A 16699-nucleotide genomic window follows, 5' to 3' on the forward strand; every position below is an offset into this window, starting at 1 on the left:
CATCCGTGAGCACAATCGTCGGGACAGCTGTTGTCTTGACCTTCCCCCCGTTGTCGTCGCGCCGAGTGGAGAGGGTTTTCGCGGGACGATTCAAAATAGAAACGGGGGCGCTGACTGTTTGAGCGAAGCCGAAGGCGCAGCGAGTTTCAGCGCCGCCCGCGAAAACCCTCGGAGCGAGGGAAACCCCGGCCCGCACAGCGGGCCGGGGTCGCGGCAGTCGGGCGTGTTTCTTGGGTACTTCTTTGCACGAGCAAAGAAGCCAGTTGTTGATCAAAAACGGGCGCGGCGCGCTGGCGAGACAGCGCCTGGCAGGCGGCCGGCCGAAGGCACCGTAAACTCCAGATGCCGAACGAGGCCCAGCCAAAACGAAACGGGCGAGAGCCACGAGCGCCGGAGCCCGCTAGAAACGGTTAGCCAGCCCCAAGCTCACGCGCGGTCGCCGCATTCCAGCCAACGTAGACGTCGTCGCCACGCTCGACGACCGGGCGCTTGATCAGCGTCGGATGTTCGAGCATCAGGGCGATTGCACGCTCCTGGTCGATGGCCTCACGCGTATCCTCGGGGAGCTGGCGCCAGGTAGTACCGCGCCGGTTCACCAGGGTCTCCCAGCCAACGGCATCCACCCAGTGGCGCAACTGCGCCTCCTCGAGCCCGTCCTTGCGAAAGTCCACAAAGCGGAAGTCCACGCCGGCCGCATCCAGCGCCCGGCGTGCCTTGCGCACGGTGTCGCAGTTGGCGATCCCGTAGAGGACGAGATCAGACATCGCGCAGCAGGGCGTTCAGCCCGACCTTGGCCTTGGTCTTCTCGTCTACGCGCTTCACGATCACCGCGCAGTACAGCGAGTACTTGCCATCCTTCGAGGGCAGGTTGCCCGGCACCACCACCGCGCCTGCCGGCACGCGGCCGTACAGGATCTCGTCGTTTTCGCGGTCGTAGATGCGGGTCGACTGGCCGAGGTACACGCCCATCGAGATCACGGCGCCTTCCTCGACGATCACGCCCTCGACCACCTCGGAGCGCGCACCGATAAAGCAGTTGTCTTCGATGATGGTCGGGGCGGCCTGCAGTGGCTCCAGCACGCCACCGATGCCGACGCCGCCGGACAGGTGCACGTTCTTGCCGATCTGCGCGCAGGAGCCGACGGTGGCCCAGGTATCGACCATCGTGCCTTCGTCGACGTAGGCGCCGATGTTCACGTAGGAGGGCATCAGCACCACGTTGGGAGCGATGTAGCTGCCGCGACGGGCGGTGGCCGGCGGCACGACGCGCACGCCGCCCTCGCGGAAGTCGCGGCTGGAGGTGTCGGCGTACTTGGACGGTACCTTGTCGTAGTAGTTGGTGAAGCCGCCCTTGATGAACTCGTTCTCGGCAATGCGGAACGACAGCAGCACGGCCTTCTTCAGCCACTCGTTGACGACCCAGTCGCCACCCTTTTTCTCGGCAACGCGGGCCTGGCCGCTGTCCAGCATCTCCATGGCCTCGTTCACGGCGTCACGCACGTTGGTTTCCACGTTGCGCGGATTGATCTCGGCGCGGCTTTCGAAGGCGGTCTCGATGATGCTCTTGATGTCCGACATGAAACAGTCCTTTTAAGTGTTTAAAAATTCGTTATTTGTATAGTTCGGCGATGCGTTCGGCCGCCTCGATGCAGGCCGCCGGTTCGGCGACCAGCGCCATGCGCACGTGTCCGGCCCCGGGATTGTGCCCGGTCTCGGGGTCGCTGCGGGAGAGGTAACGTCCGGCCAGCACCGTGACGCCGGCTTCGGCATACAGGCGACGGGCGAAGGCCTCGTCGTCGCCATCCGGCACGCGTGGCCAGAGATAGAAGCCCGCGGCGGGCGGTTCCACGTCCAGGACCTCCTGCAGGATCGGCACGACCGCGGCGAATTTTTCGGCGTACAGCGCGCGATTATCGGCGACATGGGCCTCGTCCGCCCAGGCCGCCCGACTGACCGCCTGCGTGGGCGGCGGCAGGGTGCAGCCGTGATAGGTGCGGTACAGCGCGAAGCGGTCGAGCAGCTCGGCATCGCCGGCGACGAACCCCGAGCGCAGGCCCGGCAGGTTGGAGCGCTTGGACAGGCTGTGGAACACGATACAGCGCTCGAAGCCGGTACGGCCCATGCGGGCCGCCGCGCCGAGTAGTCCGCCCGGGGGTTCGGCATCCGGGTGGTAGATCTCGGAGTAGCACTCGTCCGCCGCAATCACGAAGTCGTGCCGGTCGGCGAGGCCGATCAGCTCCTGCATTGCCGACTCGGACATGCAGGCCCCGGCCGGATTGCCCGGGTTGCAGATATAGACCAGTTGCACCGCATCCCAGGTCGCGGCATCGACCGCGGAGAAATCGGGCAGATAGCCGTTCTCCGGCGCCAGGTCGTAGAAGGCCGGCTCCGCCCCGGCCAGCAGGGCCGCACCTTCGTAGATCTGATAGAAGGGGTTCGGCATCAGCACGCGCGCCCTGGGCTTCTCTGCGACGACGGCCTGGGCGATCGCGAACAGGGCCTCGCGGGTACCGCTGACGGGTAGTACCTGCCGGTTGGCGTCCACTCCGTCCAGCTGGAACCGCCGTTGCAGCCACGCGGCGATGGTCTCGCGCAGCGCGGGCTCGCCGCGGGTGGTGGGGTAGTGGTTGTAGCCCTGGAGGGTGTCGCGCAGCACCGGTTCGACAAACCCCGGCAGCGCATGACGCGGCTCGCCGATCGACAGGGCGATCGGCTCCCGGTCGGCGGGTTGTTGCAGATCCGCGAACAGCCGGCGCAGGCGTTCAAACGGATAGGGCTGTAGCCGGTCCAGGCGCGGGTTCATGGCGGCTCGGGCGTCGTGTTCGAGGGAAACGAAAGACCGCGCAGTATACCGGAGCCAAACACCAATGGGAGATCCACTCGCTTCCTGTGCGGCCAGTGTGGATGCACTGGTTTTGCTCTCGCGCTGGCCATGCGGCAGGCTTGGCCGTTTCCGATCGGGAGCGATGCATGGCGTGCAGCCACGACCACACGACGCAGGGGAAGCGGGGCCCAAGTGCCTACCGTAAGGGATTGCATGACTTGGGGAACGGCGCCTGGGCCTATCTGCAACCCGATGGCGGCTGGGGCTGGAGCAATGCCGGGTTGGTCCGCGATGGCGAAGAGGCGCTGCTGGTCGACACCTTGTTCGACGAGCGCCTGACGGCCGAGATGCTCGCGCAAATGGATGCCGCGACCGGGATCGCCGCGGGGGATATCAATCTCCTGGTCAATACGCATGCCAATGGTGACCACACCTTTGGCAACCGCCTGGTGCACCAGGCCGAGATCATTGCTTCACAGGCCAGTGCCGACGAGATGCCGGAGCTGCCGCCGGCGATGCTGGCCGGCCTGATGGCGCAAAGCGGCGCGATGGGCGAGGTAGGGCAGTACCTGCAGCGCTCGTTCGGTGCGTTCGATTTCGGTGGAGTGGAGTTGACACTCCCGACCCGCACCTTTTCCGGGCGGCTCGATCTGACGGTAGGCGACAAGGCCGTGGAGCTGATCGAGGTGGGTCCCGCTCACACCCAGGGGGATGTGCTGGTGCATGTGCCGGCTGACCGGGTCGTCTACACCGGCGATATCCTGTTCATCGAAGGGACACCCATCATGTGGGCTGGCCCGGTGGGCAACTGGATCGCCGCGATCGACCGGATCCTGGCGATGGATGTCGAGCTGATTGTGCCCGGCCACGGGCCCATCACCGACAAGGCCGGTGCCCGACGCGTGCGTGACTATCTGGTGTACATCGATGCGCAGGCGCGGGCGCGTTTCGAAGCCGGAATGCCGGCGGAGGAGGCCGCGTTCGACATCGCGCTGGGCGACTACGCCAACTGGGGGGATGCCGAGCGGATCGCGGTCAACGTGGACACGCTGTACCGCGAGTATCGCGGCGATACCGCACCGCCGGACATCATGCGCCTGCTCACGTTAATGGCGCGTCTCGACGCCGCCCGTCGCCAGTAGCGCTCAACGGGCGCTCATCATCCCTTCGGGCGCGTGTACCAGAACCAGGCCAGCCGGCGCGAGCGCAGGCTCCAGGGCAGTAGCAGGGCCTGCAGCACCACCAGGATGTGCTGGGCGGGGCTGAACCAGTCCGCCTTGCGTCCCGAGGTCAACACGGGTGTCTCCAGCATCCGGAACCGCTGCCCGTGGTGGCGGCCCCAGCGCGCCATCGCGCGCGACAGGAACACCTCCTCGCCCGCATAAACCCGCTCGCTGAACCCCCCGACTGCCTCGAAGGCCTCGCGGGTGCAGAAGACGTAGCAGCCGGCGGCGAGTCCCAGCCGCGCCGACAGGGTGTTCCAGGCCGCCGCACCCCAGCGGTAGATGCGATGGGTCAGGTGATCGAACGCGACGCGTGCGCCGCCGCCGCAGACCTTGCCGCTGTCCAGGGCGTCGAGTGTCGTGCGGATCAGATCGGCGTCCGGCCAGGTATCGGCATCAACGAACAGCAGGTAATCGCCGCAGGCGGCCCGGGCACCCGCGTTGCGGGCGCGGCTTATGCGCCGCTCCGGCTCGAACACGACGCGACAGCCGGCTTGCTGTGCGATCTGCGGGGTGGAATCCGTGGAGGCGTTGTCGACTACGATGATCTCGGTTCGTCGATCCACGTCCGCGAGGGCTTGCTGCAGGGCTGCCAGGGTGTGCGGAAGCCACTGTGCCTCGTTCCAGGCCGGGACGATGACCGACAGCGCCGGGAGCCCGCGCACGGGGTATCAGTAGGTCGCCATATGCGGGTCGACGTCACGCGCCCAGGCGTCGATGCCGCCGGACAGATTGATCACCTTGCTGAAGCCGGCCCGCTGAAGAAACCAGCACACCTGCTGGCTGCGAACTCCGTGGTGACAGATCACCACGATCTCGTCGTCCGGGTTCAGCTCCTGGTACGCCGCCGGAATCTCGCCCATCGGGAGCAGCTTCGAGCCGTCGATGCGACAGCGCTGGTATTCCCAGGGCTCGCGTACATCCAGCAGGACCGGCGGCTGGTCCGTCTCGGCAAGGTGATCCTGCAATTCCCGGGGGGACATCTGGCGCATACGATTGACCGTCTAGTGTGTTGCGTGTGACATGAAAAGCCCCGCCCCGGACGATCGGGGCGGTCGGTTCGGGACCCAGACCAGGTCCGGCGGCTCGATCAGATTGTGGCTAGGTCATATTGTAACGATGCATCTTGCGCCAGAGTGTGGTGCGGTCGATCCCCAGGGCGCGAGCGGCCCGGGTGCGGTTTCCGGAATTCGCAACCAGGGCTTCGCGCAGCCGTCGCGCTTCGGGGTGTTCCATCCGGGACGAGGGGGCAGGGGCATAGTCCTGTGCCGCTGCGTTCAGGTTGGAGGTGGCCTCCCGCATTCCGGCCAGGCCGGGGGCCAGAGGGTCGGAGAGTGGGAAGTCATGTATGACCCCATTTTTGGCGCGCAAGCACATGCACTGGAAGACATTTTCCATCTCGCGGAAGTTGCCGGGCCAGGAATAGTTCAGCAGCTTGTTGCGCAACGCGTCGGCCACAACCACCTGGTGCCTCTGCTCGAACTGGGAAATGGCTTCGGCGAGATCGAGCGGGCGTTCCCGTAGTGGCGGCAGGTACACACTGGCCACCGCCAGGCGATAGAACAGGTCGGTGCGGAACTGGTTGTTCGCGGCCATGGCCGTCAGGTCGCGATTGGATGCGGATATGACCCTGACGTTTACCGAACGCGGCTGATTCTCCCCCACACGTTCGAACGTACCGTCCTGCACCGCGCGCAGAAGCTTGGCTTGCAGCTTCGGGCTCATCTCGCCGATTTCGTCGAGAAAAAGCGTGCCCCCGTCTGCGGCTTCGAAACGCCCCACCCGGTCGCTGATGGCGCCGGAGAATGCCCCCCGAATGTGACCGAAGAGCTCGGACTCCAGGAGTTCCTCGGGGATGGCCGCACAGTTCACCTCGATGAACGGTTCGGATGCCCTCGGGCTGTGGGCATGCATCGCCCGCGCGACGTGCGTCTTGCCCGTACCCGATTCGCCCAGCAACACGACCCGCACGTCACTCGACGCCACCTTGCGGGCGAAGTGCAGGGCTTTGCGGCATTCGGGGTCCCGGGAAACCAGCGGATGCACTGGATCCACAACCGCCGACGCAGCCTCCGGGGCCTCCTCTCTGGAGGTCAGGGGTTCGCAGTTCTCGTCGGGGCGCCTGCGCAGCGGCTGAAGGGTCAACAGGCGGAGGCGTTCGTCCCGTTGCATGCGGATCGACTGCGTGATCACGCGCACCGGCAGGGTTTCGCCGTGCAGTTCGAGTCGGGTGCTGAAGTCGAGGTGAGGCGGGACTTCGGTGGCGGTCATGGGCGAAGCCGCATGCAATTCGGCAAGCAGGTTGACGGGGCCCAAATGCTCCAGGGAAAGGGGTATGTCTTCGGATAGTCGGAATAGCTGGAAGAAGGCGGGATTTCCGTAAAGGACCTGATTCTGATGGTCGACGATCAGGTGGGGATCGCGGCTGTGCCGTATGCAGATCTTCGCCAACTCCGTACCGGTCATGTCTCCTCCCGCCCCGCTTTGTTTGTGCGAGGTCTTGTCTCGAGCATACGGCCAGTGAAGTAAAGGTGGCAATGGTCCCGGCAGCAAATGCAAGGCCTTTTCTGATTGCAGCAGAACGTTGCGCGTACGTTGCAGGATCGTTGCATTCCTGTTGCAACACCATGTTTAAAAAATAAGAAAATATCGATGAACTTATTGATAAATAAGTAGTTTCGTATATTGGCATAGACTCTGCTTCCTCCGCCCGGCATGAAGCGGGCCTGCTGTCGAACTGGTGCGGTGTCATCTCTCCCTGTCTCTCCAGGCGTCCAGGCCGCCAAAAGGCCCGTTTCTTCGAAATTGGGCTATTTATAAAGAACGTCGAGCTCGCCGGAGCCCCGGGGTCCGGCGTAGGAGGGAGAACGTGACAAGGTCATCGAGGGCTGCTCTTGTGGTCCTGTCCCTGCTCGCCACGATATTGGCGAGTGCCTATGGTACGGCTGCCGCCAGCAGTCAAATGGTCGAGGTCCGGGCGGCGGCTCCTGAATACCGCACGGTCAGTGGCACCGTTATTCCGTTTCGCGAGGTCACCCTGAGCGCCCAGACCGCGGGGCGGGTCGTGGAACTCACCGGTGCCGAAGGCGATCGCTTCGAGCAGGACGAGCTCCTGGCACGTATTTCCGACGACCGTCTGCTGGCCCAGCGGCGCGCGGCCATGTCCGAGATGCGGGTGGCCGAGGCCGCGATCAACGAAGCGCGCATGCAGTACGGGCGCGAGATGATCTCGCCTCAGTCGCGCAGCCTGGGGCAGATGCCCGGCATGGGTATGCCCTCGATGTTCGACCAGATGTTCACCCGGCCCATGGGGCAGTTCATGGGGTTCGGTGATCCTTCGCTGGATCGGCATACCGACCTGTACTCCCGTTACGTCGGCGTCGATCAGGCCCAGGCCCGCTGGGAGCAGGCGCGGGCGCGAGTGGAGGAACTGGATGCGGCCATTCGCGAGACGCGTTCGGAGGCCCCGTTCGACGGATTGCTGATGCGCAAGCATGTGGAACCGGGCGACACCGTTCAGCCCGGGCAGCCGCTGGTCACGTTTGGCTATGTCGATTACCTGCGGATTGAAGCGCAGGTACCGGTGCGCCTGGTTGCCGCCTTTTCCGAGGGCGATGTGGTGCCCGCCCGCCTGGATGCCGGGGGCACGGTCCAGGCACGGGTGTCCCGGATCTTCCCCATGGCTGACCCGCGTCGGCATACCGTGACCGTGCAGTTCGATCTGCCACGAGGCGTCTCCGGAGGCCCGGGTATGCACGTTTCGGTCGGTCTGCCATCAGCCGACAGCGCACCCGGCCATGCGCTGATCCCTCAGAGCGCGCTGATTCCGGGCGGGGCGCTGCCGCGCGTCGCGGTGGTCGACGGCGAAGGCCAGTCCCGGATCCGGGCCGTCCGGCTCGGTGCGGTGCGGGATGGCGAGGTGGTCGTGACCTCGGGTTTGGAGCCTGGCGAGTACGTCCTGCTGCAGGGCGAGCGTCAGCGGCCTTCTCATGCCCCTGCGACGCCTGGCGCCTCCGGCTACCACCACCCTCCCGCTACTCCGGGCCTCGCGCCCGGGGCGCAGATGTAGGTGAGGAAGGAACCGACACCGACGCATGTCTGAACACACCAACAATCCCTCCGGATCGTCGCCGGAAGACGGTGGTGACAACCACCACCATCAGCCCGGCATCGCCGGTCGCATGGCGGCCGCGTTTATCCATTCGCCGCTGTCGCCATTGCTGCTGCTGGCCAGTATCGCGATCGGGATCCTCGGGCTCATCGTCACGCCGCGACAGGAAGACCCGCAGATCTCGGTGCCGATGGTCGACATCATGGTGACCTATCCCGGCGTGCCGTCGGAGCAGGTAGCCAGCCTGGTCGCCCGGCCGCTGGAGCGCCTGATGAGCGAGCTTTCGGGCGTGGACAACGTGTACTCCGTCTCTCACCGGGGCGAGGCGATGGTCACCGTGCAGTTCGACGTCGGCGAGGATATGGAATCGTCGATCGTCAAGGTGCATGACAAGCTGCTGGCCCATCGCGATCTGACCCCTCCCGGGGCCAGCGAGCCACTGGTTCGGGCCAAGGGTGCGGATGACGTGCCGATCGTGAACCTGACCTTCTGGTCGCACGAGGTGGACGATGCATTGCTGCGGCAGATTGCGCTGGAGGCCAAACAGCAGCTGAATGAGGTCCCCGATACCAGCCAGAGCTTTGTCGTCAGCGGTCGCAAAGAGACGCTTCGGGTAGAGGTGCAGCCCGATCGCCTGACCGGGTTCGGGGTGAGCCTGGATCAGGTCGAGCAAGCGATCCAGGCGGCCAATCTGGAAGACACCGCTGGACGCATCGAGAGCGGCGGCCTCAGCACGCCGGTGTATACGGGGCGCTTTTTCACCGGGGCACAGGACCTGGAAAGACTGCTGGTGGCGGTGGACGACGGGCAGCCGGTCTACCTGCGCGACGTGGCCGAGGTGATCTACGGCCCGGGCGAGGTTGATCAGTTCGTGCGCCACTACTCCGGCGCCGCCGCCGCGGACCCGGATGCAGCGGCGAATGGTGCTGCCGCTGTGACGCTCGCGATTGCGAAGAAGCCAGGCAGTAACGGGGTAACGGTGGCGAACGGCGTACTGGAGCGCCTCGAGCAGCTCAAGGGCGACACCATCCCCGACAACGTCGAGGTCGCCGTCTCGCGCGATTACGGCAAGACCGCCAACGACAAGGTCAACGAGCTGATCTTCAAGCTCTTCATCGCGACGTTTGCGGTGACCATCCTGGTGGGGCTGTTCCTCGGGGTGCGTGCGGCCATCGTGGTGCTGGTGGTCATCCCCGTGGTCATCCTTTTCACGGTCTTCAGTGCATGGGTGCTGGGATACACCATCGACCGCGTAAGCCTGTTTGCCCTGATCTTTGCCATCGGGATCCTGGTCGACGATGCCATCGTGGTGGTGGAAAACATCTATCGCCGCTGGCTGATGAAACGCGGGATCGATGCCGAGACCTCGGTTGATGCGGTCCGCGAGGTGGGCAATCCCACGATTCTGGCCACGTTTACCGTAATCGCGGCGCTTCTGCCCATGGGCTTCGTGTCCGGAATGATGGGCCCGTACATGCAGCCGATCCCGGTGCTGGGGTCGGTGGCGATGCTGTTCTCTCTGGTGGCCGCGTTTGTCTTTACCCCCTGGCTGACTCAACGGCTGCGACCCAGCATGGGCTATCTCGCCAAGGCGACGGAGAAGGAGCACCGCCAGGCCGAACGACTGGGTGGGTTCTTTCGCTGGGCGATACCCGGGCTGGCCGATCACCGCTGGCGCGGCTACGCGTTTCTGATCGGGATTGTGTTGGTGTTTTTCCTGGTCGTCAGCCTGTTCTTCACCACTGACGTGCGCGTGAAGATGCTGCCGCTGGACAACAAGCCCGAGTTCCAGGTGATGGTCAACTTCCCGGAGGGGACGGCGCTGACCGAGACCGCCACGCTGAGCGAGGAAATGGCCGGTGTGCTGCGCGGCTTCGACGAAGTCACCGGCGTGCAAAGCTACGTCGGGACTGCTTCGCCGTTCAACTTTAACGGTCTTGTGCGGCACTACTACCTGAGGGACAAGCCCTGGCAGGGCGATCTGCAGGTGCAGCTGGTGGACAAAGGAGATCGCCGCCGCTCCAGCCACGAGATCGCCACGGAGGCGCGCGAGCGGCTCGCACCGCTCGCGGCAGCCGCGGGTGCTCGCATCCAGGTGGTCGAGATGCCGCCGGGCCCCCCGGTGCTCCAGTCGGTGGTCGCCGAGGTCTACGGGCCGGATGCCAGTACGCGGCGGACGGTTGCCCGCGATCTGGAGCAGATGTTCGCCGGTGCCGAGCACATCGACGACGTGGACACCTTCCTGCAGGCGCCGCACAACGTTTGGCACTTCGAAGTCGACCGAGACAAGGCGCTGCGTCGCGGTGTCACGGTGGAGGCGGTCAACCGCACCCTGCAGACCGCGCTCGACGGTCGGCTCGTGGGCGACGTGAAAGCCCAGTCCCTGGTCGAGCCACACCTGATCCAGCTGCGGCTGCCACACGAACAGCGGGTAGACGTGCGGCAGATGGAGCTGCTCCCGGTAGCGTCGCGCAATGGTGATCTGATCCCGCTGGTCGAGCTGGGTGGCTTCGTCCAGCGCCCGCAGGACGAGCCGATCTACCACAAGAACCTGCGCCCGGTGGAGTATGTGACGGGCGAGGTCGTGGGGCGCCTGGCTGCGCCGGTGTACGGCATGCTCGAGGTCCAGCAGCAGCTCGCGGACTACACGGCACCGGACGGCAGCGAAGTGCAGCCGCACTGGATCGGGCCGCCAGCCAACGACGGATCGGTGGCATTCGAGTGGGGCGGCGAGTGGACGGTCACCTACGAGACTTTCCGCGATATGGGCATCGCCTTCGCGATCGCGCTGATCCTGATCTACATGCTGGTCGTCTGGGAGTTCGGCAACTTTGTTTTGCCGGGCATCATCATGGCGCCGATCCCGTTGACGCTGATCGGGATCATCCCCGGCCATTGGCTGCTCAACGCTGAGTTCACGGCGACCTCGATGATCGGGTTTATCGCCCTCGCGGGGATCATCGTGCGCAACTCCATACTGCTGGTGGACTTCGGCCGTCAGGCCGTCGATCAGGGCCATGACGTGCGCGAGGCCATGATCATGGCCTGCCAGGCCCGTACGCGCCCGATCATCATCACCGCCTTCGCGCTTCTGGCCGGGTCCAGCGTGATCTTGTTCGATCCCATCTTCCAGGGCATGGCGATCTCGCTGATGTTCGGCACCGTGGTGGCCACGCTGCTGACCCTGCTAGTGATCCCGCTGGGCTGTATATCCGGTCGGCGGGCTTTCTGTCCCTCAACGGTCGATGCCGACGGTGGTAACGCCGCGTATTCCGCCGGCCCTGGGCAGGCGCCCCTGGGTTCGGGTCAGCAGAAGGACCTGTTTGGTCCGCGCGATGGTGGTCCGGTTACTCAGGCGGTCCAGTTGGCCGGCCTGTATCTGAAGAGCCTCGTGCTGGCATTCCTCGAAGGGATGCGGGACCTGGCGCTGGCGATCTTCCGCCTGCTGCGTAACTGGTGGCGCGGGGGCGGTGGGCCGGGGGGGCCGAGTGGCGGCGCGGGTCCGCAACCGGGTGGTTCCGGTTCTGGCCCGCAGGGCTCGGGCCCGGCCCGCACATCGGGTGGGTCGACCGCCGAAGCCCCCAATGGGGCCGATTCCTCCGTCGGTCCGGAACACCCCGAGGCCCCCGCGGAACCACCGCCGAAATCCAGTCGCACGAAGTCGAAGAACGAGGACACCTCCCCCGCTGCGAAAGCGCAGTCAGGTTCCGGGCAGGGTTCTTCCCGGCGTACGAGCGCCGCGCCGGCCACAAAGCAGAAAACAGTGCGCAAGACCAGTACGAAACCGACGCAAGCGGGGAAGAGCGGTGGCCGGTCTGCAAAGACCTCTTCCAGGTCCTCGTCCAGCCGGTCCGGTACTACGGCCTCCGGCCAGCCGGCGGGCAAGACCCCATCCAGTTCCGAGTCCAGCAAGAAGAAGGCGACCAGCCAGTCGTCCGCATCAGAAGGAGGCAAGACCTCCAGTACGGCGGGCCGTTCGAGCGGTGCGCGCAAGGGTACAGGGGGCAGCAGTGGCGGATCCGCCAAAGGCCGCGGGCGACGCGGGATCCGCCTGAAATGAACGATCTCGATTCTCTATTCAATCTGGAGGTACGCAATGAAGAAAACATTTGAAAAACCGTTGATCACGGGGCTGACCGGACTCGCCATGGCCACGGCCCTGGCGTTGGGTGCGGCCCAGGCCGACGACTATGCCAATGACCAGGACGGCGCCAGTGGCCAGATGGCCCAGCAGGGCGCACCCATGGGTCCCTATGGCCACGGGCCTCAGGGCGGACACGGCTGGGGCGGTCATCCCGGCGGCGGGATGATGCAGCAGCGGCAGTTCTCCGGCGACATGGGCTTCGGCATGTCCGGTCGCAGTCATGGTCACGGCTATGGCCGCGGCTACGGCCAGGGTCATGGACAGGGTTATGGCCACGGCTACGGCCAGGGCTATCCGGGCTACGGGCCGGGATACGGACACGGCTACGGACACGGCTACGGCCCGCAGCCGCAATACGGCATGCCGGGCCCGATGCACGGGCCGGGATATGGCTCCATGCCCGAGTTCGATCCGGATGACCTGCCCGAGGACATGCCGGAAGAAATGCGCGAGCGCATCAAGAAGCAGCACGCCGAGCGCCAGGAGTACATGGAAGAGATGCAGGCCATGCACGAAGCCCGAATGAAAGCCATGGAAAAGGGCCGCGAGGCGTACATGGAAGAGATGGAACGCCAGCGCGAAAAACGCATGGAGGCCATGCGCGAGCGCCGCGAGGCTATGGAAGAGCAGGGCGGCTACTGAGCGACCGATGGTGAACGCCGTGCACATCGGTTCATGCGCTCGCGGGCTGGCAGCCGGAAGGGGCAAGCCTGTCCTCGGGCTGCTCGTGGCCGTCGTTCTGGCCTGGGGGGTCTCCGGTGCCAGTGTCGAGGCGCGCGAGCGTGTGAACCCCTGGGCCGGCGTGGCGCCGGCGCCGGAGTTCCCAGCCGCGGAGGCGGCGCAGCCCAGGTTGCAGTTCCCGGACCCGGACTACGACCCCACCAGAACTCGGGAGCGTGCCGACGTGCTGGCACCACGGACTCACCCCGGTCAACCCCAATGGGGTTACCACGGACATGGAGGTCCGTATTCCGGGTATCCGGGCCCTTACGGGGCGTACCCCGGACCTTTCGGGCCCGGTGGATGGGGAGGCCCAGCTGGTGGGCCATTCCCCTGGATGATGCCGTGGGGTATGGGCGGGTTTCCGTTCACACCCTGAGGGCATAAGTAAAGCGCCGGTGCGGGACCGCCCTCTTCGTCCCGGCGTCACGAATATCGAGGGCAACACACTCCAAATGGAGGGAACACCATGAAGACTTTCATTAAAGCAGCCGTTCTTGCGGTTTCCATGGGCGGCCTGGCCGTTCCGATGATGGCATCTGCCCAGTGGGGCGGGCCCGGTTATGGCCCGGGTTACGGCTATGGTCCTGGTCCTGGGCATTTCGGCCCGGGGCACTACGGCCCGGGGCACTACGGCCCGGGTTACGGCACGCCGTTCTTCGGCGGCCCGGGCTACGGCCGTGGCTGGGGCATGGGCGACATGATGAGCGACATGATGGGCGACTTTGACTTCTCCGCCCGCGGTCGCGGTCACGGCCATGGCTATGGTCACGGTCACGGCCGCGGTCATGGCTATGGTCACGGGCATGGTTATGGCCCGGGTTACTACGGCCATCCTGGCTACGGCTGGGGCCCGGGCTATGGCGGCCCGATGCAGCAGCAGATGCCGCAGCAGCAGATGCCGCAGGGCGAGGGTGACCGCAACTGAGGTTGCCGGTCATCCGTGGGGCCCGTCCACCAGGGGCGGGCCCATTTTTCCCCAGGCAACACGCTGAACCGCGGGAGTATGCATGCGCACCGTCGTAGCCAATCTGAAAGGCGGTACGGGCAAGAGCACCGTTACCTTCAATCTCGCACTCTGGCTGCTCGAGCAGGGGCGCTCGGTATGCACGGTTGATCTGGATCCCCAGGGGACCCTTACCGATGTCCTGGAGGTTCGCGAGGAAGAGGGCTACATACCTGCGCTGGAGCATGCAACGTCGCTCAAGGCGGTTGCGGAACAGGGTCAGCAGGCTTGGCAGGAGATCCTCGTCGATGTGGGTGCATCCGACATGGGGTCCTTGTTCGAGGCTTTGGAGAGTGCGGATCGCTTGTTGATCCCCGTCCCCCCGAGTCAGGCCGATGTCTGGTCCACCCAGCGTTTCGTGCGCCGGGTACAGGAGTCACACCAGACGGACGGACGTCCGCAAATCCTGGTGTTCATTAACCGAGCGGATACGCACCAGGCGGTCCGTGAAACCGACGAGACCTTTGACGCACTGGGGCAGATCCCGGGCGTGAAACGACTCGCTCCCCGATTGAAACAACGCATGGCGTTTCGTCGTTCGTTCAGCGAAGGACTGTCCGTGCGCGAATTGGAACCCCGTGGCAAGGCTTCACGGGAACTGGAGGCCCTGGCGATCGCGTTATTCGGCAAGCCCGGGCGGCGGCGCCGGAAGTAGAGCCGGACGACCAACAGTGCAAGCGAGACCGCGAATACGAACAACAAGACGCGCCGCTCTCACAACAAGCCTGACAAGGCACCAAAGGAGGATAGAGGCATGCGAGTGATCTGGAATGTACTGGCCATTATCGGCCTGCTGGCCGTGATCGCTGTCGGCTATGCGATCTACGTTCTTCAACCCTACGCCGGGGGCGCTCGGGCCCTCGATTCACAGGCCACGACGGTCTACGCGCGCATGGCGCGCACGGTGCTGGAAACCGGCGATATGGCCGAGGCCACGGTATACAAGAGAAAGGTCGAAGAAGGCCTGGACGTTGGCGAGGTGGAAGACACGCTGAGGATGGTCGCCAACGAACTGAATATTGCCAACGTTGGCGAAATGCCGATGAGCGAGGAGGTGCGTAACGTTACTGGTGAAGACTTCCCGTTCCTGAAGATCTACATGTTCTGCGACGCGAGAATCGCCGCGCAGATGGTGCGGCACAGCCAGGCCATGGCGGCCTATCTCCCCTGCCGCATCGTGCTCCAGGAAGACGAACAGGGCCAGCTCTGGCTGATGACGCTGAACCTCGATCCGATGATCCACGGTGGCCGGCCGTTGCCGGAAGAACTCTACGAACAGGCGCTGTTTGTCCAAGAGTCGCTCGAGACCATCATCGATCGCGCCGCACGGGGTGAGTTCTGATGTCGACTGAGGACCCCTATGCGAGAACGTCCCATGGGCCCGGCGTTGATCCGCCGGAGTACGAACGTATTGCGGAGGAGGCGGATGAGGCCTATCTGAGGGCCCGACGACTGGAGCTTGTCGTGTACTCGGCCCTGACGGCCTTCATCATCCTGGCGATTTACGGGTTCTGGCTGATCACCAGTCTCACCAACGACGTCAGCCGGCTGACCGAGGAGATTAGCAAGATGACGCGTGTGGTCGATCGCGATCTCTCCGTGATCGCGGGGCACATGTCGGATGTAGACGAACGAATGCAGCAGATCGCCGCCAGCATGGAACGGGTGGACAGCCATGTCGGGACCATCAGCGAGGACACCGCGGCGATGCAGCTCAGCATTGCCTCGATGACGCGCGATACCGAGCTGATGGCCGCCTCCACGTCCGGCATGCAGCGGGACATGTGGAACCTGAACCGAAACGTGGGCGGACCGATGGGCACGATGAACATGTTCAACCCGTTTCAGGGTGGCGGGCCCCCGGGGCCCTGGATGCCCCACTGACCGACCGGCTTCCAGGGAGCCGAGGAGAAAACAATGACCGTGATGGCCTGGGTTCTTTTTGTACTGGCGATGGTGATGGTCCCCATATCCATCTGGGGCACGCTGGCGGCCCTCGGCTTGTGCGTGGGCTGCACCATGATCCGCGACTGGAATCGAACGCGCCGCGCGAAAGCGGACGGGGGCAACCGAGGACCCATGTAGGCGAGGGTCTGCTTTTTACGAAATCAAAGGAAGTCTCTTATGAGCGAGCAGAAGAAGCTGGCGATTATCGCCACCAAGGGCAGTCTGGACTGGGGTTATCCCCCGTTCATCCTGGCCTCGACGGCGGCCGCGCTCGGCTACGAAGTGGAAGTGTTCTTCACCTTTTACGGGCTGCAGCTGCTGCGCAAGAAGATGGACCTGCAGGTCACGTCGCTGGGCAACCCGGGGATGCCGATGCCCATGCCCATGCCGGTGATGCTCCAGGGGCTGCCGGGCATGCAGCGCATGATGACGACCATGATGAAAAAGAAGATGGCCGCGAAGGGGGTCTCCGATCTCGAGGACCTGCGCGAGATGTGTCTGGAGGCCGACGTGCGCATGATCGCGTGCCAGATGACCGTAGACCTCTTCGACATGGACACCGACGAGTTCATCGACGGACTGGAATACGCGGGTGCGGCGGCTTTTTTTGAGTTCGCCGGGGACTCCGATATCTGCCTGTTCATATGACAATCTCCCGCGGAAACATCGTCTTTCATTCTGAAGAAGTAATGGATGTATATATTCGAACGTTTGGGAGTGCTGT

The 16699-nt window shown here is 64.7% G+C and carries 16 protein-coding genes; 10 read left to right on the forward strand and 6 right to left on the reverse strand.

Translation table 11 applies throughout. The features are described from left to right. Positions 1-410 precede the first annotated feature (410 nt). The 3 genes from G015_RS0109400 to dapC are packed head-to-tail and all read right to left on the reverse strand — an operon-like array spanning position 411 to position 2803. Positions 411-764, reverse strand: a complete 354-nt coding sequence (locus G015_RS0109400) for an ArsC family reductase (RefSeq protein ID WP_020146573.1) — start codon at positions 762-764, stop codon at positions 411-413. After that, positions 757-1578 carry a 2,3,4,5-tetrahydropyridine-2,6-dicarboxylate N-succinyltransferase gene (gene dapD, locus G015_RS0109405; protein ID WP_017925459.1) on the reverse strand — a complete coding sequence of 274 codons (822 nt, stop codon included), beginning with the start codon at positions 1576-1578 and terminating at the stop codon, positions 757-759. Before dapD ends, G015_RS0109400 begins: the two co-directional genes overlap by 8 nt. 31 nt (positions 1579-1609) lie before the next feature. Further along, the gene (gene dapC, locus G015_RS0109410) at positions 1610-2803 is read right to left on the reverse strand and encodes a succinyldiaminopimelate transaminase (protein ID WP_018137702.1); all 1194 of its coding nucleotides are present in this window, start codon (positions 2801-2803) and stop codon (positions 1610-1612) included. A 239-nt stretch (positions 2804-3042) separates the two neighbouring features. On the opposite strand from dapC, the gene G015_RS0109415 reads away from it, so the two are divergent. Next, positions 3043-3966, forward strand: a complete 924-nt coding sequence (locus G015_RS0109415) for an MBL fold metallo-hydrolase (protein ID WP_018993552.1) — start codon at positions 3043-3045, stop codon at positions 3964-3966. 17 nt (positions 3967-3983) lie between these two features. Here the strand turns inward: G015_RS0109415 and G015_RS0109420 are convergent, their stop codons facing one another. The 3 genes from G015_RS0109420 to G015_RS0109430 form a co-directional block, all read right to left on the reverse strand. Continuing rightward, positions 3984-4712 carry a glycosyltransferase gene (locus G015_RS0109420; RefSeq protein WP_018137704.1) on the reverse strand — a complete coding sequence of 243 codons (729 nt, stop codon included), beginning with the start codon at positions 4710-4712 and terminating at the stop codon, positions 3984-3986. A 6-nt stretch (positions 4713-4718) separates the two neighbouring features. Beyond that, positions 4719-5039, reverse strand: a complete 321-nt coding sequence (locus tag G015_RS0109425; RefSeq protein ID WP_018137705.1) for a rhodanese-like domain-containing protein — start codon at positions 5037-5039, stop codon at positions 4719-4721. Positions 5040-5148: 109 nt separating this feature from the next. After that, entirely contained in the window at positions 5149-6513 is a 1365-nt protein-coding gene (locus G015_RS0109430) for a sigma-54-dependent Fis family transcriptional regulator (RefSeq protein WP_018137706.1), read from the reverse strand. Between the two features lie 496 nt (positions 6514-7009). On the opposite strand from G015_RS0109430, the gene G015_RS0109435 reads away from it, so the two are divergent. The 9 genes from G015_RS0109435 (at position 7010) to G015_RS0109475 (ending at position 16623) form a co-directional block, all read left to right on the forward strand. Further along, entirely contained in the window at positions 7010-8116 is a 1107-nt protein-coding gene (locus G015_RS0109435; protein WP_018175521.1) for an efflux RND transporter periplasmic adaptor subunit, read from the forward strand. A gap of 25 nt (positions 8117-8141) precedes the next feature. Further along, the gene (locus G015_RS0109440) at positions 8142-12218 is read left to right on the forward strand and encodes an efflux RND transporter permease subunit (protein ID WP_020146574.1); all 4077 of its coding nucleotides are present in this window, start codon (positions 8142-8144) and stop codon (positions 12216-12218) included. A 36-nt stretch (positions 12219-12254) separates the two neighbouring features. Beyond that, positions 12255-12944 (forward strand): hypothetical protein, encoded by a 690-nt coding sequence (locus G015_RS0109445; protein ID WP_018137709.1) that lies wholly within the window; start codon positions 12255-12257, stop codon positions 12942-12944. A gap of 547 nt (positions 12945-13491) precedes the next feature. Next, positions 13492-13950: a sulfur globule family protein gene (locus tag G015_RS0109450; RefSeq protein WP_051088997.1), complete on the forward strand. Its 459-nt coding sequence runs from the start codon at positions 13492-13494 to the stop codon at positions 13948-13950. Positions 13951-14032: 82 nt separating this feature from the next. Then, a complete protein-coding gene (locus tag G015_RS0109455) occupies positions 14033-14683 on the forward strand; it encodes a division plane positioning ATPase MipZ (RefSeq protein ID WP_018137711.1) in 651 nt (216 codons plus the stop codon). Positions 14684-14782: 99 nt separating this feature from the next. Beyond that, on the forward strand, positions 14783-15370 hold the full coding sequence (locus tag G015_RS0109460) for a DUF302 domain-containing protein (protein ID WP_020146576.1): 588 nt from the start codon (positions 14783-14785) through the stop codon (positions 15368-15370). Continuing rightward, entirely contained in the window at positions 15370-15912 is a 543-nt protein-coding gene (locus G015_RS0109465; protein WP_020146577.1) for a methyl-accepting chemotaxis protein, read from the forward strand. The genes G015_RS0109460 and G015_RS0109465 overlap by 1 nt, the downstream gene beginning before the upstream one ends. A gap of 33 nt (positions 15913-15945) precedes the next feature. Further along, entirely contained in the window at positions 15946-16113 is a 168-nt protein-coding gene (locus tag G015_RS14320) for a hypothetical protein (protein ID WP_018994866.1), read from the forward strand. Between the two features lie 39 nt (positions 16114-16152). Continuing rightward, positions 16153-16623, forward strand: coding sequence for a DsrE/DsrF/DrsH-like family protein (locus G015_RS0109475; protein ID WP_018994867.1), 471 nt, complete (start codon positions 16153-16155; stop codon positions 16621-16623). Positions 16624-16699: the final 76 nt, after the last annotated feature.

Source organism: Thioalkalivibrio sp. ALJ15 (genome assembly GCF_000383695.1).
Lineage (GTDB): Bacteria > Pseudomonadota > Gammaproteobacteria > Ectothiorhodospirales > Ectothiorhodospiraceae > Thioalkalivibrio.